Annotated in this window: 14 protein-coding genes, 1 tRNA gene and 1 pseudogene; 10 read left to right on the top strand and 6 right to left on the bottom strand. The window is 71.2% G+C overall.

Annotated elements, in window-relative coordinates:
- Window positions 1–82 precede the first annotated feature (82 nt).
- The gene (locus PH203_RS18210; protein ID WP_289921125.1) at window positions 83–652 is read left to right on the top strand and encodes a SigE family RNA polymerase sigma factor; all 570 of its coding nucleotides are present in this window, start codon (window positions 83–85) and stop codon (window positions 650–652) included.
- Between the two features lie 382 nt (window positions 653–1,034).
- Here PH203_RS18210 and PH203_RS18205 read toward each other — a convergent pair whose 3' ends face one another.
- Together PH203_RS18205 and PH203_RS18200 are read right to left on the bottom strand one after the other, a co-directional pair.
- Complete coding sequence (locus PH203_RS18205; RefSeq protein WP_289921124.1) at window positions 1,035–1,466, bottom strand: nucleoside deaminase; 432 nt, start codon at window positions 1,464–1,466, stop codon at window positions 1,035–1,037.
- Complete coding sequence (locus PH203_RS18200) at window positions 1,463–2,278, bottom strand: LLM class flavin-dependent oxidoreductase (RefSeq protein ID WP_289921123.1); 816 nt, start codon at window positions 2,276–2,278, stop codon at window positions 1,463–1,465. Before PH203_RS18200 ends, PH203_RS18205 begins: the two co-directional genes overlap by 4 nt.
- Before the next feature lie 93 nt (window positions 2,279–2,371).
- On the opposite strand from PH203_RS18200, the gene PH203_RS18195 reads away from it, so the two are divergent.
- The gene (locus PH203_RS18195) at window positions 2,372–2,818 is read left to right on the top strand and encodes an Lrp/AsnC family transcriptional regulator (protein WP_289921121.1); all 447 of its coding nucleotides are present in this window, start codon (window positions 2,372–2,374) and stop codon (window positions 2,816–2,818) included.
- A gap of 195 nt (window positions 2,819–3,013) precedes the next feature.
- Window positions 3,014–4,693 carry a long-chain fatty acid--CoA ligase gene (locus PH203_RS18190; protein ID WP_289921120.1) on the top strand — a complete coding sequence of 560 codons (1,680 nt, stop codon included), beginning with the start codon at window positions 3,014–3,016 and terminating at the stop codon, window positions 4,691–4,693.
- A 168-nt stretch (window positions 4,694–4,861) separates the two neighbouring features.
- Here the strand turns inward: PH203_RS18190 and PH203_RS18185 are convergent.
- Together PH203_RS18185 and PH203_RS18180 are read right to left on the bottom strand one after the other, a co-directional pair.
- Window positions 4,862–4,948 (bottom strand) — tRNA-Ser (locus PH203_RS18185).
- 62 nt (window positions 4,949–5,010) lie between these two features.
- Window positions 5,011–6,489 carry a trypsin-like peptidase domain-containing protein gene (locus PH203_RS18180; RefSeq protein ID WP_289921119.1) on the bottom strand — a complete coding sequence of 493 codons (1,479 nt, stop codon included), beginning with the start codon at window positions 6,487–6,489 and terminating at the stop codon, window positions 5,011–5,013.
- A gap of 315 nt (window positions 6,490–6,804) precedes the next feature.
- Between PH203_RS18180 and PH203_RS18175 the strand changes: the two genes are divergently transcribed.
- From PH203_RS18175 to PH203_RS18165, 3 genes are all read left to right on the top strand, one after another.
- Complete coding sequence (locus PH203_RS18175) at window positions 6,805–7,614, top strand: glycerophosphodiester phosphodiesterase (protein ID WP_289921118.1); 810 nt, start codon at window positions 6,805–6,807, stop codon at window positions 7,612–7,614.
- A gap of 153 nt (window positions 7,615–7,767) precedes the next feature.
- The gene (locus PH203_RS18170; protein WP_289921116.1) at window positions 7,768–8,406 is read left to right on the top strand and encodes an ATP-binding protein; all 639 of its coding nucleotides are present in this window, start codon (window positions 7,768–7,770) and stop codon (window positions 8,404–8,406) included.
- A gap of 139 nt (window positions 8,407–8,545) precedes the next feature.
- Complete coding sequence (locus tag PH203_RS18165) at window positions 8,546–9,511, top strand: DUF5926 family protein (protein ID WP_289921115.1); 966 nt, start codon at window positions 8,546–8,548, stop codon at window positions 9,509–9,511.
- A 255-nt stretch (window positions 9,512–9,766) separates the two neighbouring features.
- Here PH203_RS18165 and PH203_RS18160 read toward each other — a convergent pair whose 3' ends face one another.
- Together PH203_RS18160 and PH203_RS18155 are read right to left on the bottom strand one after the other, a co-directional pair.
- Entirely contained in the window at window positions 9,767–10,333 is a 567-nt protein-coding gene (locus PH203_RS18160) for a hypothetical protein (RefSeq protein ID WP_289921114.1), read from the bottom strand.
- A 56-nt stretch (window positions 10,334–10,389) separates the two neighbouring features.
- On the bottom strand, window positions 10,390–11,055 hold the full coding sequence (locus PH203_RS18155) for a bifunctional DNA primase/polymerase (protein WP_289921112.1): 666 nt from the start codon (window positions 11,053–11,055) through the stop codon (window positions 10,390–10,392).
- Between the two features lie 494 nt (window positions 11,056–11,549).
- On the opposite strand from PH203_RS18155, the gene PH203_RS18150 reads away from it, so the two are divergent.
- From PH203_RS18150 to PH203_RS18135, 4 genes and pseudogenes are all read left to right on the top strand, one after another.
- Complete coding sequence (locus tag PH203_RS18150; protein WP_289921309.1) at window positions 11,550–13,070, top strand: PP2C family protein-serine/threonine phosphatase; 1,521 nt, start codon at window positions 11,550–11,552, stop codon at window positions 13,068–13,070.
- A 94-nt stretch (window positions 13,071–13,164) separates the two neighbouring features.
- On the top strand, window positions 13,165–14,652 hold the full coding sequence (locus PH203_RS18145; protein ID WP_289921111.1) for an aminopeptidase P family protein: 1,488 nt from the start codon (window positions 13,165–13,167) through the stop codon (window positions 14,650–14,652).
- Between the two features lie 133 nt (window positions 14,653–14,785).
- Window positions 14,786–16,135: pseudogene (locus PH203_RS18140) on the top strand (PLP-dependent aminotransferase family protein).
- A 68-nt stretch (window positions 16,136–16,203) separates the two neighbouring features.
- Window positions 16,204–17,460, top strand: a complete 1,257-nt coding sequence (locus tag PH203_RS18135) for an MFS transporter (RefSeq protein WP_289921110.1) — start codon at window positions 16,204–16,206, stop codon at window positions 17,458–17,460.
- Window positions 17,461–17,591: the final 131 nt, after the last annotated feature.

The raw sequence follows: 17,591 nt of genomic DNA, 5'->3' as shown, positions 1-17,591 counted from the left end.
CCACCCCTACAACCTGAGGCGGAGTCGTCTTCGGGACCTGCGGCCGATGAGCCGGAGGCACCCTCACTCCTAGCGTGGAGCCATGACCACACCCGTCTGCACCAGCGCTTCGGACGTCGCGGTACCGGCGAGGCAGACCCGCCCTCCGTACGCGACGTACCCCTCCTTCTCGTCGTATGTGAAGGCCCGCCAGCCGATGCTGCTGCGTACCGCCCGGTCGCTGACCGCGAACCCGTGCGACGCGGAAGACCTGCTGCAGACCGCGCTCACCAAGACGTATGTCGCCTGGGAGCGGATCGAGGACCACCGGGCGCTGGACGGCTATGTGCGCAGGGCGCTGCTGAACACGCGCACCTCGCAGTGGCGCAAGCGCAAGGTGGACGAGTTCGCGACGGACGAGATCCCGGAGCCCGAGCCGGTGCCCGGCGGGGACGACCCGGCCGAGCAGCAGGCGCTGCGCGACGCGATGTGGCGGGCGATCGTGAAGCTGCCGGCCCGGCAGCGGGCGATGGTCGTCCTCAGGTACTACGAGGATCTGAGCGAGGTGCAGACGGCCGAGGTGCTCGGGGTGTCGGTGGGCACCGTGAAGTCGGCGGTGTCGCGGGCGCTGGGGAAGCTGCGGGAGGACTCGGAGCTGGGGCTGGTTCGCTAGGGCCTGTCACTGTCCGGCAGTTCGCCAGGGCCTGTCCGGCAGATTGCGCCGGCGTCGCGGGGTCTGGCACACGGTCCGCGAGAGGGGGCGTCCCTCAGCCTCGCGGCCGTCGGTTGCCGAGTCCCTCACACTCGGCTCCTCCACGCTCGGCTCCTCCACACTCGGACTCCTCCACGCTCGGACTCCCCCGCGCTCGGACTCCTCCACGCTCGGACTCCCCCGAGCAGGAGGCTCCCCGTCGGCCCCGCGCCGCCCGCCCGCCAGGAGCTGAGCTGCTTCTCGCAGCCGGTCTGAGCCCCGGACTGAGCCGCTGGCCCGATCCGCCGCCCGACAGGCTCTGGGCGCCCGGAAAGGCGTGGACCGCTCCCGCGCCCCCGACGGGTCAAGGCCGGTAGTAGGTCTCGATCGGGATCCGGGCCTCGTCGAACAGGGCCGGGCCCTCCTGGTCGACCGTCGGCCAGTCCGAGGACGGGTTGAGTTCGAGGAGCTGTTCGGTGGCGAGGGCGTAGACGACGCGGCCGAGGCCGGAGCGGATGATGGCGCCGGTGCACATGCCGCAGGGCTGGCAGCTGGTGTAGAGGGTGGTGCGGGCGGCGGTGTCGGGGGTGAGCTCGCGGGCGGCCCAGCGGGCGAGCTTGAGTTCCGGGTGGGCGCTGATGTCGTTGTCACGGCGGACCGTGTTGTGGGCCTCGGCGAGGATCTCGCCGTCCGGGTCGGCCAGCAGGGAGCCGTAGGGGGCGTCGCCCAGGGTGACGGCGTGGGCCGCGACGGCGATCGCGCGGCGCAGGAATCGCTCGTCGGCGGTGCTGATCATGAGCGGTTCCTCCAGTGGGTGGCGATGGCGGTGAGGTCCTGCCAGGCCCGGTGCGGACGCCGGGTCTCCTCCGGGTCCCCGTGGTAGGGGTCGAGGACGACGGTCTCGGCGCCGAGCAGGCGGAGTTGGTCGAGGTCGTCGAGGATCTGGTCGAGGGTGCCGACGCCGGCGGGACGTTCGGGGTCGTCGACCGGGGTGGTCGTCAGGCGCAGGGCGATGCGTGGGGCGAAGCCCGGCAGGGAGTGGTCCGTGACGGCCGAGCGCAGCCAGGACAGGGTGCCTCGCAGTGGGTGCCAGGCATCGCCGAAGCGGATGGCTCGCCGGATCGCCGCATCGCTGTTGCCGCCGACCCAGACGGGGACGGAGGAGCCCGCAGAGTCCTTCGGGCGCCAGGTCTTCCGCAGGGTGGCCAGGTGCTCGTCGGTCAGTCGCCCGCGTGCGGTGAACGGCACGCCGAGTGCCTCGTACTCCTGGCGTGCCCAGCCGACACCGACACCGAGCACGAAGCGGCCGCCGCTGAGTTGCTGGAGGTTGGTGGCCATGCGGGCGACGAGCAGGGGATGCCGGTAGGGGAGGACGAGGACGGTGGTGCCCAGGCGCAGGGTGGTGGAGGCGCCGGCCAGCCAGGAGAGGGTGGTGAACGGTTCGTAGAACGGCTCGGGGTATCGCTCGGCGACATCCGGGGTGACCGTCACATGGTCCGAGACCATGAGGAGGTCGTAGCCGAGGCCCTCCGCGACGCGGGCCCATTCACGCAGGACGCCCGGGTCGGTGCCGGGGCCGAAGTTGGGTACGTTGACGCCCAGTTGCATTGCTTGAGGCTATAGCGGCGATCAGGGGGAACGGAATGGACTTCTCTCGGTTGCCGTGGCCGGACGCCGGGAATCTCGCGGTAGATTTTCGGTATGGCCGTGAATCTCGACGAGGTCGACTGGGCGATCATCCGGCAGTTGCAGCAGGAGGCCCGTATCTCCCTGAGCGAGCTGGGGCGGCGGGTGAATCTCAGCCCGTCGGCCACCACGGAACGGGTGCGGCAGCTGGAGGCGCAGGGGGTCGTCACCGGCTATCGGGCCGAGGTCGATCTGGCCAAGGTGGGGTACCCCGTGCTGGCGCTCGTGCGGCTGAAGTATCCGGGCAACCGGCACCAGCCGTTGCGGGAACTGCTCGCCGAGCGGCGGGAGATCCTCGAGTGTCTGCGCACCACCGGCGACGACTGCTACACGCTGAAGGTGGCCGCGACCTCCATGGCGCATCTGGAGATCCTCATGGACGAGCTGGCGGGCTTCGGCAGTACGACCACGAGCGTCGTCTACAGCCAGACCTTGCCCTTCCGTGGACCCGACCGGCCTTGACCGGCCCGACCAGCCCGACCAGCGCGATCGACCCGATCGACCCGGTCGACCCGACCGGCCCTGACCTCGACCACCGCCTCTCCGGTAGCCGCACGTCCATGTGAACGCAACGTGACGTGATCGATCGCCGCTGCCTAGTGACATACCGAGCGGTATGTGAGCAGAATCAGCCCAACCCTTACTACCGCGTAGGCAATGTCGCCCCGGGAGGACGCCGTGCTGAGCACGATGCAGGACGTACCGCTGCTGATCTCGAGGATCCTGACCCACGGGTCCACGATCCACGGCACATCACAGGTGACCACCTGGACCGGTGAGAGCGAGCCGCACCGGCGTTCGTTCGCCGAGATCGGCGGCCGCGCGGCCCAGCTGGCGCACGCGCTGCGTGAGGACCTCGGGGTCGCGGGCGACGAGCGGGTCGCGACGCTGATGTGGAACAACGCCGAGCACGTCGAGGCGTACTTCGCGATCCCGTCCATGGGCGCGGTCCTGCACACCCTCAACCTGCGGCTGCCTCCCGAGCAGCTGGCCTGGATCGTCAACCACGCGGCCGACCGGGTCGTGATCGCCAACGGTTCGCTGCTGCCGCTGCTCGTCCCGCTGCTGCCGCACCTGAAGACCGTCGAGCATGTGGTGGTGTCGGGGCCGGGCGACCGTGCCGGGCTCGCGGCGGCCGACGTGCAGGTGCACGAGTACGAGGAACTGATCGCCGGGAAGCCGACGGCGTACGAGTGGCCGGAGCTGGACGAGCGGCAGGCCGCGGCCATGTGCTACACGTCCGGGACCACGGGCGACCCCAAGGGCGTGGTGTACAGCCACCGTTCGATCTATCTGCACTCGATGCAGGTCAACATGGCCCAGTCGATGGGCCTCACCGACCAGGACATCTCCCTGGTGGTCGTCCCGCAGTTCCACGTCAACGCCTGGGGTCTGCCGCACGCCACGTTCATGACGGGCGTGAACCTGCTGATGCCGGACCGTTTCCTGCAGCCCGCGCCGCTCGCCGAGATGATCGAGACGCAGAAGCCGACCCACGCGGCCGCCGTCCCCACCATCTGGCAGGGCCTGCTCGCCGAGCTCACCGCCAAGCCGCGGGACGTCTCCTCCCTCGGCCAGGTCACCATCGGCGGCTCGGCCTGCCCGCCCTCCCTCATGGAGGCCTTCGACAAGCTGGGCATGCGGGTCTGTCACGCCTGGGGCATGACGGAGACCTCCCCGCTGGGCACCATCGCCCGTCCGCCGGCCCATGTGGTGGGCACGGAGGAGGAGTTCGCGTACCGCCTCACCCAGGGCCGTTTCCCGGCGAGCGTCGAGGCCCGTCTCACCGGCCCCGGCGGCGAGCGGCTGCCCTGGGACGGCGAGTCCGCGGGCGAGCTGGAGGTCCGCGGCCCGTGGATCGCCGGTGCCTACTACAACGGCCCCGGAGCCGAACCCCTGCGCCCCGCCGACAAGTTCAGCGAGGACGGCTGGCTGAAGACCGGCGACGTCGGCACGATCTCCGCCGACGGCTTCCTCACCCTCACCGACCGCGCCAAGGACGTCATCAAGTCCGGCGGCGAGTGGATCTCCTCGGTCGAGCTGGAGAACGCCCTGATGTCCCACCCGGACGTCACCGAGGCCGCCGTCGTCGCCGTCCCGGACGACAAGTGGGGCGAGCGCCCGCTGGCCACGGTCGTCCTCCGCGAGGGCTCCACCGCCGACTTCGAGTCCCTGCGCGCCTTCCTCGCCGAGGAGGGCCACATCGCCAAGTGGCAGCTTCCGGAGCGCTGGACGATCATCGAGGCCGTGCCGAAGACGAGTGTGGGCAAGTTCGACAAGAAGAAGATCCGCGAAGCGCACAGGCTGGGTCAGCTCGACATCACCAAGCTGAGCTGAGCTGAGCTGCCCTGCTCTGACCTGACTTGACCTGACCTGACCTGACGAAGCTCGCGGGCTGGGGCCAGAGACGGGACACACGCGACGAACCGCGTGACACCTGAAACCCAGAAGGGGCGCAGCCGACTCGGCTGCGCCCCTTCTGACTTACTCTCACGCCATTCCCAGCGGAAGCGGTGGGATTTGAACCCACGGTGACATCGCTGCCACGACGGTTTTCAAGACCGTTCCCTTAGGCCGCTCGGGCACGCTTCCCCGCGCCGCAGGTCACCGGCGGCGCGGGGACAAGAGTAACCGGTGACCGTGCGCGCGTGGGGTCAGCTGTCGCCCTGGCGGGAGCCCAGGGTGAGTTCGACGGTGTTGGTCTTGCCGTCGCGCTCGTAGGTGATCTTGACCTTGTCGCCGGGCTTGTGGGTCCAGATCTCGCCGATGAGGGTGGGGCCGGAGTCGATGACGCGGTCGTCGAGCTTGGTGATGACGTCGCCGGGCTTCAGGCCCGCCTTGGCGGCCGGGCCGCCCGCCTCGACCGCGTCGGAACCGCTGGCGCCCTGCTCGGTGATCTTCGCGCCGCCGGTCGAGTCCTCCAGGGAGACCGAGGCGCCGATCTTGGCGTAGACGGGCTTGCCGGTCTCGATCAGCTGCTGGGCGACGTACTTGGCCTGGTTGATCGGGATGGCGAAGCCGAGGCCGATGGAGCCGGACTGGCTGGTGCCGCCGAGGCCGCCGTTGCTGGTCGACTGGATCGCGGAGTTGATGCCGATCACATTGCCCTGGGCGTCGAGGAGGGGGCCTCCGGAGTTGCCCGGGTTGATCGAGGCGTCGGTCTGGAGGGCGCTCATGTAGGAGGCGTTCGAACCGCTGCCGTCGCTGGACGCCACCGGGCGGTTCTTCGCGCTGATGATGCCCGTCGTGACCGTGTTCGACAGGCCGAAGGGGGCGCCGATGGCGATCGTGGAGTCGCCCACCGCCACCTTGTCCGAGTCGCCCAGCGTGAGCGGCTTCAGGTCACTCGGTGCGTTCTTGAGCTTGATGACCGCCACGTCGTAGCCCTGAGCGTGGCCCACGACCTCGGCGTCGTACTTCTTGCCGCTCGGGAAGGTCGCCGTCAGCTTGCCGCCGTCCACCGCGTCCGCCACCACGTGGTTGTTGGTGACGATGTGGCCCTCACGGTCGAAGACGAAGCCGGTGCCGGTGCCGCCCTCGCCGCTGCTGGACTCGGCCTGGATGGTGACGGTGCTCGGCAGCGCCGCCGCGGCCACGCCCGCGACCGTGCCCGCGTCCCGCTTGACGGAACCGCCGCTGTCGGCGGCGGAGACGGTGGTCGAGGAGGTGTTGTCGTCGTTCTTGGCGAGGGTGTAGCCGAGGCCGCCGCCCAGACCGCCCGCGACCAGCGCGGCGATCAGGACCGCCGCCATCAGACCGCCGCGACCGCGGGACTTCGGCGCGGGGGGCTCGTACGAGGCGCCCCAGCCGCCGGCACCCGCGCCGCCGCCCGAGCCGCTGTCGGCGTACATCGGGGTCGCGGGGGGCGGGGGCGGCCAGGAGGCGTCCGGCGCCTGGCCCGGGGCACCGCCCTGCGGACCGCCCGCGCCCGCCGAGGCGTACGCCGGTGCCTGGCCCGCGTGGACCAGCTGCTGCTCCGGTGCGCCGGGGGCGTGCGGGGGTGTACTGGGGAGCGGGGTCGTCGGGGCGCCACTGCCGGGCGCCGCCTGTGCGGAGGCTGCGGGGGATTCCACCGGCACAGGAGGTGCGGACGGGGCCGGGGGTACCGCAGTGCCCTCGTTCTCGGTGCTCACAGCTTTTCTCCTCGATCCACGGCTGTTGTCCTCGGTCGCACTCGGTCACGCTCGTCACGCTTGCCGACGGTCCGGCGCGATGCAGCTGTGCATGTGCTTTTGTATGCCGTCAGCTTTTCCCACAGGCCGTCAGAGCACCATAAGCGGTGGCTGTGGGTCCACGACCATCCTTTATATGGGACCTGTTGCGCAAAAGGGGCGCATCTCGGCGACCGCCTCGGACGCCGTCCGAATGACGCCCGAATACGGTCTCCTCACGCCCCCTATCGGCGTCCTCGTGCGACGCGTACCCCGCCGCGGTGGCACCATGACGCGGTGACCCACGCACGGCAGCACAGCATTCAGGTCGTCGCCCACCGTGGCGCCTCCGAGGAGGCCCCGGAGCACACTCTGGCCGCGTACAAGAAGGCGATCGAGGACGGCGCCGACGCCCTCGAGTGCGATGTACGCCTGACCGCCGACGGCCATCTCGTCTGCGTCCACGACCGACGCGTCAACCGTACGTCCAACGGGCGCGGGGCGGTCTCCGCCCTGGAGCTGGCCGACCTGGCCGCGCTCGACTTCGGCTCCTGGAAGAACCGGGACGAGGAGCCCGACTGGGAGCACCGACCGGAGGACCGCGAGGACACCTCCGTACTGACCCTGGAACGGCTCCTCGAGCTGGTCGCCGACGCCGGGCGGCGGGTGGAGCTCGCCATCGAGACCAAGCACCCCACGCGGTGGGCGGGGCAGGTCGAGGAGCGGCTGCTGGTGCTGCTGAAGCGGTTCGGCCTGGACGCGCCCGCGACGGCCGCGGAGTCGCCGGTGCGGATCATGAGTTTCTCGGCCCGTTCGCTGCATCGCGTGCGTGCCGCCTCGCCGGCACTGCCGACGGTCTATCTGATGCAGTTCGTCTCACCCCGGTTGAGGGACGGTCGGCTTCCGGCCGGGGTGCGGATCGCGGGCCCCTCGATGCGGATCGTGCGCAATCATCCGGCCTATGTCGAACGGCTGAAACGAGCCGGTCACCAGGTGCACGTCTGGACGGTGAACGAGCCCGAGGACGTGGACCTCTGCGTCGAGCTGGGCATCGACGCGATCATCACCAACCGCCCGCGCGCGGTCCTTCGCCAGCTGGACAGATAACCAAAGCGGACACAACTGGTAAAGACCTGTGAAGGTGTCTTGACCCGGCACCTCGGACACCAGCATTCTCGCCACCCGGCCAGTACGTCGAAATCCAGCCATACGACTACAGGGAGTGCTCCGGCGCGTTCGGACCGTATTCGATCGTTACGAATGCGTCAGCGGACCGCCATCGGCCGGTTTCCGGTACAGGCCAATGGGGCATCCACACCGTGGCGTGGGGCAAAGGAGGTCTCGGGGGTGGCGTTGGTGGTGGCACAGGAGGTGCCCACGTCGTCGAGCATGGCCGTACCCCATGGCCCTGCGGGCGTGGGGGAAGCAAGACACCGGATGCGTTCTCAGCTGCGCACGGGTGGTGTGTCGGAAGCGGTCATCGACGATGCCGTACTGATTCTTTCCGAACTCTTGAGCAATGCGTGCAAGCACGGCCGGCCACTGGGCGACGCCCTGGCCGGGGACGGCGATGTCCGCGCCGCCTGGCGGGTGGACACCGGTGGCAGACTCACGGTCGAGGTGACGGACGGCGGCGGGCCCACCCGCCCTGCTCCGGCCACGCCCTCGGTCACCGCACACGGCGGCCGCGGGCTGAACATCATCTCCGCACTGTCCGACGACTGGGGCGTCCGGGACGACGCCCGCGGTGAGGTCACGGTGTGGGTCGTCGTCCACGACGACGTTCATGATCCGGACGCCGGCCACCGCCGCGACGACTTCGCCACGCGCGTGACGGCCCCCTCGGTGTCGGCGATCGCCGATCTGGACTTCGCGGACGCGTTCACCGACCTGGACTGAGGCGACGCGGCCCAACCGCCGGGCACGTCGTCCACAGGGTCGGCACACCGGACCACGTTGTCCACAGGCTCCCGTCGCTCCCCCCGTGAACGGCTAGGCTCCCGCCGTACGAGACGAGCCGTAACCGGGAGACCTCACGATGGCCAAGAAGCGACCCCAGACGAAGGCCAAGCGCCCTCAGATCACTGATGGAGAGATCCCGGTCGTCGGCGCCCGCGAGCCCTGCCCCTGCGGCAGCGGCCGCCGCTACAAGGCCTGCCACGGCCGGGAGGCCGCGCACGCGGTGACCGAGCTGGTGCAGCGTCCGTTCGAGGGACTGCCAAGCGAGGGGGACTGGGTGGCCCTGCGCGAGCTGGTCCCGGCCGCCACGGTCGAACTGACGCTCAAGGGCGGCCTCCCCGAGGGCGTCCCGTCGGTCTCCCTGGCCACCGTGCTGCCGATGGCATGGCCGGCACTGCGCCGCGACGACGGCTCGGTGCTGCTGGGCCTGCAGAACGACACGGCGTCGGGTGACATCAGCCGCGACCTCGCCGACACCCTCCAGCGCGCCCTCACCGCCGACCCGGGCACGCCGGTGCAGGGCCGTCGCGCCCCGGCCGACGGTCCGCGACTGCAGGATCTCCTCGACCCCGAAGGCGTGTTCGAGCCAGTCGTGCACGCGGGCTTCGAGTTCTGGGTGCCGGACGCGCAGAACGCCACCCCGGAGGTGACCGCCTCCCTGGAGCGGGCCAACGCCGCGGCCATCCCGACCGCGAAACTGCAGGGCGTGGACGCCGCCTACTGGTGCGAGACGCCGGACAAGAACCACCTGCGGTGGGTGATGCCGTATCCCGAGGAGCAGCTTCTGGACGCGCTCGCGCGGCTGCACGCGGCCGGGAAGTCGGGCCTGGGCGAGGGCACTCGACTCGTGGGTTCCTTCCGTGCGCACGGGCTCACCGTGCCGGTCTGGGACCTGCCGAGCGGGGTCACCGCGGACGATGTGGAGAAGCCGGCGGCCGAGTTCGCCGAGCGGCTCACCGCCGCGCTGGCCTCGGACGCTCCGCTCACCGGGGACGAGCGGCGCGCGCGTGGCGGCCTGACCAACCGACAGGTCACGCTCAGCTGAAACAGAGGTTCGAGCCGGGGGCTTGCTGACTCGTCGGTCAGCTGGCCCCCGGGCTGTCGCGGCGGCTGATTCCGATCACAACTCCCCCTCCGGGCAAGTGAGTCGGTGTCCGGAAAGCCGATGAATAAGCGAGATCGAATTTGCGAACTGCCGATCTCTTGTTACCGTTCCAGTAGCCCGGTTGCTGGTGCATCCCCCGTCGCCAGCAACCGGGTCTTTGTGTGTCCGGCCGCCTTTACAGAGTGCTGCCGGGTGTCAACTGCCCGTAGGCTCCGCGGAGTTGCTTCCGGAGCGCAGCAGGAGCGGTCCCGCGCCGCCCGGCCCCGCGAACTCCGCGATCGCCGTGTACGCGCCCGGCTCGCCCTGGGTCCGCTCCCGGGGCGTCTCGCAGGTCCCCGGCTCGTCGCCCGCGCCCACGGCGCAGTACATCTGCACGGTGCGGCCGCCGGGCGCCATGAGGCTGAGGACGGAGTCCAGCTCGCCGCCGGTGACATTGCGGTAGTAGGTGCGCGCCCACGTCTCCTCGCCCTGGGTGAGGACACAGGTCTGCGCCTCGATGCCCTCGGGGGCGGTGAGTTCGGGTCCGCAGCGGGCGGCGGTGGCGAGCCTGAGGCCGAGGAGCAAGGGGGAGCGGGAGGGCTCGACGGAGGGAGCGGACTCGTCCCGCGCCTCGGACTCGTCCCGCGCCTTGTGATCGTCGTGCGCCGCGTCTCGTACGGCAGTTCGAGTCTCCTCGCCCACCTGTCCCGCGGACGCCACGGCCAGAGGAAGCGCGACGGCGCACACCGCGACACCCGCGAGGGCGAGCAGACGAAGGTTCATGAGGGGGACGATAACGAGCACGCGCGGACGGCTGGTTCCGCGCGCGCCCGACACCCCTACAACTCGGGCGCGCTCACACCCGTACGAGTGAGGGCGTCCACCACCGCGTCCACCACGGCCTCGACATCGGGCACCCAGGGGGAGGCCGAGCCGGGCAGCGGGGCGCGCTCCCAGCGGAGGTCGCCGCGGCCCGTCTCGGACGGGGGCAGGGCGATGTAGCCGCCCTCGCCGTGGAAGCGCAGGGAGCCGGGGACGAAGTCCTTGGCGTACAGCAGTTCGCCCAACTGCTCCATGGAGTACGGCTTGACGAGGATCGCCCAGCGGGTGGGCGAGGCGACCACCGGGCCGAGGCGCATGCCCTGGCGGTCGAGGGCGGCCAGCGCACGGGAGGCGGCGAGGGCCGGAAGGGAGACCGCGCAGGGCGCCTTGCCGCCGGTCGCGAGGACGATCGGCGCGGCGGGCCGGTTGGTCCACCACCAGCGCACCATGCGCTCGTCGGTGGTGGCCGCGAGGAGTCCGGGGTCGAAGGGATGTGCGCCGGGGACCGTGCACTCGGGGTCGGGGCAGCTGCAACGAGCCCGCCCCTGCGGGTCCGGCGCCGCGCCGGGGAGTACGGGCCACTGCCATTCCGTCGCGAAGGTCAGGGCCGCGCTGAGCAACTCAGGCCCCCCGTCGTTCCGCTTGGACAGGAGCCTGCGTGCCTTTCCGAGGATCTCGCGCATGAGCGCTCGTTCCTTTCCGTTGCACCGCTGGCAACACCGTGGACCACATCACACCATGTGTCGATCACTGCACTGTGCGTACCTGTTGGCGCATCACACCCTTGTCCGAGACAAGGGGAACCCCATATGGGCCGAGCGTTGGCTGCGTCCGCGGCAGCCTGACCCACACTGCATCTATCAAAAGCATGGGCGTGGCGTGGGGGTGGCGAAGTCTGGCGTTTTTGCCGTCCCGCGTGTTTCTCTTCGCCTCCGCCACGGAGGATGGGGCTCGGTCGTCGGTGGCTAAGACGCCCGGGTCCGCCACCAGGTTCCGGGTGGCTGTCAACCACCCCTGGCCTTCTCCGAGTACGTACCCATCACGACCGCTGTGACGCTCTGTGGAGCAAGGCCAGTCGACCGCAATAGGCCGTTACCCGAGTCAGTTTTAAGCCAACTTTGCTTTTCGGCAAGAGGGGCACCGGTGACCCATGGACACCAGGAATCCCGGCAGGACAATGCTGGACATCCCCTCACGAGTGCGTGTACATGTGGAGACACTGCTAGCGGCGCAGAATGACATGGGGGTTTGCGATGCTTTTGAGCAATACGCACCGGTCGGAAAGCCGGACGCCATGAACGCCCCTCACCCTCCGAAAGTGGCCGGAATCGATTCAACGGTTCCCTCGCCCGCACACACTGTCGCGCCCGCGCCCGCTGTCCCGGACACCTCTCCGGCCCCTTCGCCCAACGCGCCGAACGCACCGGGGGCCCTGCTCCAGGACCGGCTCGCAGGCTGGGTCTCCGACCTCACGACCCTCCACGAACTCACGGAACGTCTGGCCCGCACGGACGCACTCCCGGGGGCCCTGACCGAGTTGCTGCGCGCCGGAGCCGCCCTGGTGGGCGCCCGGCGCGGTCTCGTCGTACTGGAACCGGGCGACGGACTCGGCCCCGACACCACGATCGGCCTGGGCCTGGCCCGGGCCGATCTCGGTCACATCGAGACCGTGCCGCGCAGCGCCATGTCGTACGGCAAGATCCTCGACGGACTGCCGGGCGCCGACGGCGAGATCGCCGAGCCCGACCTCTTCGCCGAGGACGGCCTGGATCCCCGCCACCGCGAGGTGGCCGCCCGCCTCGGTTATGCGGCCTGTTACGCGCTCCCGCTCGCCTCCGAGGCCGCCGGCCGGATCGGCGCCGCGGTGTGGCTGTACGACGAGCCCGCCGAACCGGCCGAGCGCCAGCGCCACCTCGTCGGCCTGTACGCGCGCTACGCGACCGAGCACCTGGCGCGCCTCGTCGAAGTCGAGCGCACGCGCGTGTGCATGGCGACGATGTCGGAGGAACTGCTGCCGTCCCGGCTCCCCCGCGTCGCCGGCGTCCAGCTCGCCGCCCGGCACCGCACCGGCCCGCGCGGCGGCGGCGACTGGTACGACGCGCTGCCGCTGCCCGATGCCGCGCTCGGTCTCGCGGTGGGCTCGGTGACCGGCTCGGGGCCGAGCGCGGTCGCCGCGATGGGACGGCTGAGGGCGTCCCTGCGCGCGTACGCCGTGATGGAGGGCGAGGACCCCGTCGCCGTCCTGTCCGACCTGGAGCTGCTGCTGCGGCTGACCGAACCCGCCCGCTCGGCCACCGCACTGTTCGCCTACTGCGAGCCCGCACTGCGCAAGATCACGCTGGCCGGTGCCGGGCACTGCCCGCCGCTGCTGGTCGGGGAGCGGCGCACCGAGTTCGTGGAGACGTCCGTGTCGGCGCCGCTCGGGATGCTCACCTGCTGGGAGGCGCCCAGCGTGGAGCTCCAGGCCGAGCCGGGAGAGACGGTTCTGCTGTACACCGACGGGCTGCTGCACCGCACCGGCGACGCCACCGACCGGGCCTTCGCGCGGCTGCACGCGGCGGCGGCCGGGGTGCCGAAGGCGCTGCGGCACGACCCGGACGCGATCGCCGATCACGTCCTGCGGACCGTGCTGCCGGACGGGCTCGACGTGGCGGACTCCGAGGAGGACGTCGTGCTGCTCGCCGCGCACTTCGAGTAGCCCCTCGATGAGCGCTCGGTAACAGGTCTTCCGGCCCTGGGCCCCCTTCCGCACGACCGTACGATGGAGGGGGTCCAGTGCCGTATCTAGGAGGATGACCGTGGCCGACGAGCTCAACCCGGCTGAGTCCATTGCTGCTGCCGCAGCGGGCCCGGAAGAGACCGAGGAGCCCATCAAGCAGCGCAAGAACGGCCTGTACCCGGGCGTGTCCGACGAACTCGCCGAGAGCATGAAGTCCGGCTGGGCCGACACCGAGCTGCACGACCTGCAGCCGATCCCTCAGGCCGCCGAGACCGCGGCCCGCCGTGCGGCGCTGTCCGCGCGTTTCCCGGGCGAGCGGCTGGTGATCCCCGCGGGCAACCTCAAGACCCGCTCGAACGACACCGAGTACCCCTTCCGAGCCTCCGTGGAGTACGCGTACCTCACCGGCAACCAGACCGAGGACGGCGTCCTCGTCCTGGAGCCGGCCACCGACGGTCACAAGGCGACGATCTACCTGCTGCCGCGCTCCGACCGCGAGAACGGCGAGTTCTGGCTGTCCGGCCACGGCGAACTCTGGGTCGGCCGCCGGCACTCCCTCACCGAGTCCGAGACGCTCTACGGCATCCCCGCCTCCGACGTGCGCGAGCTGGCCGACAAGCTGCGCGAGGCCACCGGCCCGGTGCGGGTCGTGCGCGGGTACGACGCCGGCATCGAGGCCGCGCTGACCGACAAGGTCACCGCCGAGCGGGACGAGGAGCTGCGGGTCTTCCTGTCCGAGGCGCGGCTGGTCAAGGACGAGTTCGAGATCGGCGAGCTGCAGAAGGCCGTCGACTCCACGGTCCGCGGCTTCGAGGACGTGGTGAAGGTCCTCGACAAGGCCGAGGCGACCTCCGAGCGGTACATCGAGGGCACGTTCTTCCTCCGCGCGCGGGTCGAGGGCAACGACGTCGGCTACGGCTCCATCTGCGCGGCCGGGGCGCACGCCTGCACGCTGCACTGGGTGCGGAACGACGGGCCGGTGCGGTCGGGTGACCTGCTCCTGCTGGACGCCGGCGTCGAGACGCACACGCTGTACACCGCGGACGTCACGCGCACGCTGCCGGTCAACGGGCGCTTCAGCGAGATCCAGAAGAAGATCTACGACGCCGTGTACGACGCCCAGGAGGCCGGTATCGCGGCGGTGCAGCCGGGCGGCAAGTACCGGGACTTCCATGACGCGGCGCAGCGCGTGCTGGCCGAGAAGCTCGTGGAGTGGGGGCTCGTCGAGGGGCCCGTCGAGCGGGTGCTGGAGCTCGGGCTGCAGCGGCGGTGGACGCTGCACGGGACCGGGCACATGCTCGGGATGGACGTGCACGACTGCGCTGCCGCGCGGACCGAGACGTACGTCGAGGGGACGCTGGAGCCCGGCATGGTGCTCACCGTCGAGCCCGGACTGTACTTCCAGGCCGACGATCTGACCGTGCCCGAGGAGTACCGGGGCATTGGTGTGCGGATCGAGGACGACATTCTGGTGACGGAGGACGGGAACCGGAACCTGTCCGACGGGCTTCCTCGGCGGTCGGAAGAGATCGAGGCTTGGATGGCCTCTCTTAAGGGCTGACGGTTGGATCGACGGCCGGGTACCGGTGGGGTGCCCGGCCTTTCGTTGCGGGCTGCGGGTGTGTGGGGGCTTGTCGCGCTCGCGCGGCGGAGCCGCAAATCAGACACAGCCCCGCGCCCCTTGGGGGGGTGCAGTGGACCTGCATATTGAGCTCGGCTCTCTTGATGGGCGGCGGGCCGGGCTGGAACGTGCCCTTCGTGATGCCGTGCGGGACGGGCGGCTCGCTCCTGGGGCTCGGCTGCCTGCCACTCGGCGGCTCGCCGCTGAGCTCGGCGTCTCGCGCGGGACCGTGAAGTCGGCTTACGACCAGCTCGTGGCCGAGGGCTATCTGACCGCCCGCCAGGGGTCGGGCACCGAGGTCGCATCCCTGCCGTCGGCAAGTCAGGACGCGCCCGAAGCGGCCTCACGCGCGCGTGCGCCGCGTTTCGATCTGCGGCCCGGCAGTCCGGACGTCGGGACGTTCCCGGCGGCGGCCTGGCTGCGGGCGCTGCGCAGAGCCATCGCCACGGCGCCCTTGTTGGCGTACGACTACGGCGATCCCCGGGGGCGGATCGAGCTGCGGACGGCGCTGTCGGGGTATCTGGGGCGGGCGCGTGGGGTCATCGCGCCGCCCGAGCGGATCGTGATCACCTCCGGGTATGTGCAGGGGCTCGCGCTGCTCACGCGGGTGCTGGACGGGGGCGAGATCGCCATGGAGGACCCGGGGCTGGGCTTTCACCGGGAGGTCGTGCGCAGGGGTGGCGGGACCGTCGTCCCGGTGCCGGTCGACGAGAAGGGGGCTCGGGCCGGGGAGCTGGGGGACGCCAGGGCCGTCGTACTGACTCCGGCCCATCAGTATCCGACCGGGGTGACCTTGCATCCCGAGCGGCGACGGGCGTTCACGGACTGGGCACGCGCGCGTTGAGGGCTGATCGTCGAGGACGACTATGACGGGGAGTTCCGGTACGACCGGCAGCCCGTCGGGGCGCTCCAGGGGATGGCGCCGGGGCACGTCGTCTATCTGGGGACCGCGTCCAAGACCCTCGGGCCCGCGCTGCGCCTCGGATGGATGGTGCTGCCGCCGCACCTCGTCGACACGGTCGCCGACGCCAACCTGCACAGCGATCACCACACCGAGTCCATCGGGCAGTTGGCGCTCGCCGAGCTCATCGACAGTCACGCGTACGACCGTCATGTGCGCGCCTGCCGGCTGCGGTACCGGCGGCGCCGGGACCAGCTGTTGCACCGGCTCGGGGCGCGACGGACGGTGCGGGGGATCGCGGCCGGGCTGCACGCCCTGGTGGAGGTCGCCGACGAGAAGGAGGCCCTGGCGCGGGCTGAGGCGGAGGGGCTCGCCGTCGGGCACCTCGGGGACCACTGGCACGCTCCGGACGCCCAGGGGCGGCCGCAGGGGCTCGTGGTGGGGTACGGGACGCCGCGGGAGCGGGTGTATCCGGAGGCGTTGGAGGTGCTGGGGAAGGTGCTGGACGGGCTGGCTCCATAAATTGGGCCAATAACGAGCCTGCTTATTGGGTCTGTAGTGGGGTCCAGTTCGCTTCTAACGTCGTAGGCATGACGAACTCACTCGTCCCGCCCGCGGGTCCGCAACGCGTCCTGGCGCTCGCCCAGTTGACCAACGCCGTCGGTGACGGTGCCTATCTCGTGACCTCCGCGTTCTACTTCACCGACGTCGTCGGGCTCTCCCCCGCGCGCGTGGGGCTCGGGCTGACCCTCGGGTGGGCGGTCGGGTCGGTGGCGGGGGTGCCGTTGGGGCGGCTCGCGGACCGGCGGGGGCCGCGGGGGACGGCGGTGCTGCTGGCGCTGGCGGCGGGGATCGGCGTGGCGGCGTTCCTGTTCGTGCGCGGGTTCCTGCCGTTCGTTCTGGCCGCGTGCGCTTATGCCGCCGCGCAGTCGGGGCTGGGCGCGGCTCGGCAGTCGCTGCTGGCGGGGCTGGTGTCCGCCGAGGAGCGGACCGGGGCGTCGGCCTATCTGCAGTCGGCGTTCAACGCCGGGCTCGCGGTGGGGGCGGGGCTGGGCGGGCTGGCGATCCAGGCGGGGACGCGGGCGGCGTATCTCGGGGTGTTCGCCATGGACGCGGCGACGTTCGTGGTGTGTGCGGGGGTGCTGCTGCGGCTGCCTTCGGTGGCGGCGCGGGGTGGGGAGCGGCGCGGGGCCGGTGGCGCGGGGAAGCGTCGTGGCCTCGGCGTCGTGGGGGACCGGCGCTATGTCGCCGTCACGGTGCTCAACACCGTGCTGCTGCTGCGGATGCCGTTGCTGAGCCTCGGGCTGCCGCTGTGGATCGCCGAGCGGACGCAGGCGCCGGCGTGGCTGGTGTCCGCGCTGTTCGTGCTGAACACCGGGGCCGTGATGGTGTTCCAGGTGCGGATGGCGCGCGGGGTCACGGGGGTCGGGTCGGCGGTGCGTGCGGTGCGGCGGTCGGGGTGGGTCATGCTGGCGGCGTGCGCGGTGTTCGCGCTGTCCGCCGGCGCCTCGCCGTGGGTCGCCGCCGGGGTGCTGGTGGCCGGGGCGGCCCTCCAGGTCGTCGCGGAGATGGGGCAGTCGGCCGGTTCGTGGCAGCTGTCCTTCGATCTGGCCCCGGCCGACCGGGTCGGCGAGTACCAGGGGTTCTTCGGGACGGGCGTGACGGTGGCGCGGACCTCGGGCCCGCTGGTGCTGACCACGCTGCTGCTCGGGTGGGGTACGGCGGGGTGGCTGCTGCTGGGCGCGGCGACGCTGGTGGCGTCGTACGCCATGGGGCCGGTCGCGCAGCGCTGGGGCGCCGCCTGCCGGGCGCAGGTGCGGCAGCCGCACCCGGCACTCGTGAGCTGAGCGGCTCCGCGGCGCGAGCACGCGCGTGTGTGCCGGCCCGAGACGGGTCGGCACACACGCGTGCACGGAACCAGCGGGGTGTACGGCGTCCAGGCGCTGCGGCGGGCAGGACTTCCCGCCCCGGCCACGGC

Source organism: Streptomyces sp. S.PB5 (assembly GCF_030403745.1).
GTDB lineage: Bacteria > Actinomycetota > Actinomycetes > Streptomycetales > Streptomycetaceae > Streptomyces.
The sequence above is the reverse complement of the archived record's forward strand: the minus strand, read 5'-3'. Positions and strand labels throughout refer to the sequence as shown.

What these genes read in the sequence shown, in the direction of transcription:
- PH203_RS18210 (WP_289921125.1), top strand. Translation starts at nt 83, where the DNA reads ATGACCACACCCGTCTGCACCAGCGCTTCGGACGTCGCGGTACCGGCG.
- PH203_RS18205 (WP_289921124.1), bottom strand. Translation starts at nt 1,466, where the DNA reads ATGATCAGCACCGCCGACGAGCGATTCCTGCGCCGCGCGATCGCCGTC.
- PH203_RS18200 (WP_289921123.1), bottom strand. Translation starts at nt 2,278, where the DNA reads ATGCAACTGGGCGTCAACGTACCCAACTTCGGCCCCGGCACCGACCCG.
- PH203_RS18195 (WP_289921121.1), top strand. Translation starts at nt 2,372, where the DNA reads ATGGCCGTGAATCTCGACGAGGTCGACTGGGCGATCATCCGGCAGTTG.
- PH203_RS18190 (WP_289921120.1), top strand. Translation starts at nt 3,014, where the DNA reads ATGTCGCCCCGGGAGGACGCCGTGCTGAGCACGATGCAGGACGTACCG.
- PH203_RS18170 (WP_289921116.1), top strand. Translation starts at nt 7,768, where the DNA reads ATGCGTCAGCGGACCGCCATCGGCCGGTTTCCGGTACAGGCCAATGGG.
- PH203_RS18165 (WP_289921115.1), top strand. Translation starts at nt 8,546, where the DNA reads ATGGCCAAGAAGCGACCCCAGACGAAGGCCAAGCGCCCTCAGATCACT.
- PH203_RS18160 (WP_289921114.1), bottom strand. Translation starts at nt 10,333, where the DNA reads ATGAACCTTCGTCTGCTCGCCCTCGCGGGTGTCGCGGTGTGCGCCGTC.
- PH203_RS18155 (WP_289921112.1), bottom strand. Translation starts at nt 11,055, where the DNA reads ATGCGCGAGATCCTCGGAAAGGCACGCAGGCTCCTGTCCAAGCGGAAC.
- PH203_RS18150 (WP_289921309.1), top strand. Translation starts at nt 11,550, where the DNA reads ATGCTGGACATCCCCTCACGAGTGCGTGTACATGTGGAGACACTGCTA.
- PH203_RS18145 (WP_289921111.1), top strand. Translation starts at nt 13,165, where the DNA reads ATGACCGTGGCCGACGAGCTCAACCCGGCTGAGTCCATTGCTGCTGCC.
- PH203_RS18135 (WP_289921110.1), top strand. Translation starts at nt 16,204, where the DNA reads ATGACGAACTCACTCGTCCCGCCCGCGGGTCCGCAACGCGTCCTGGCG.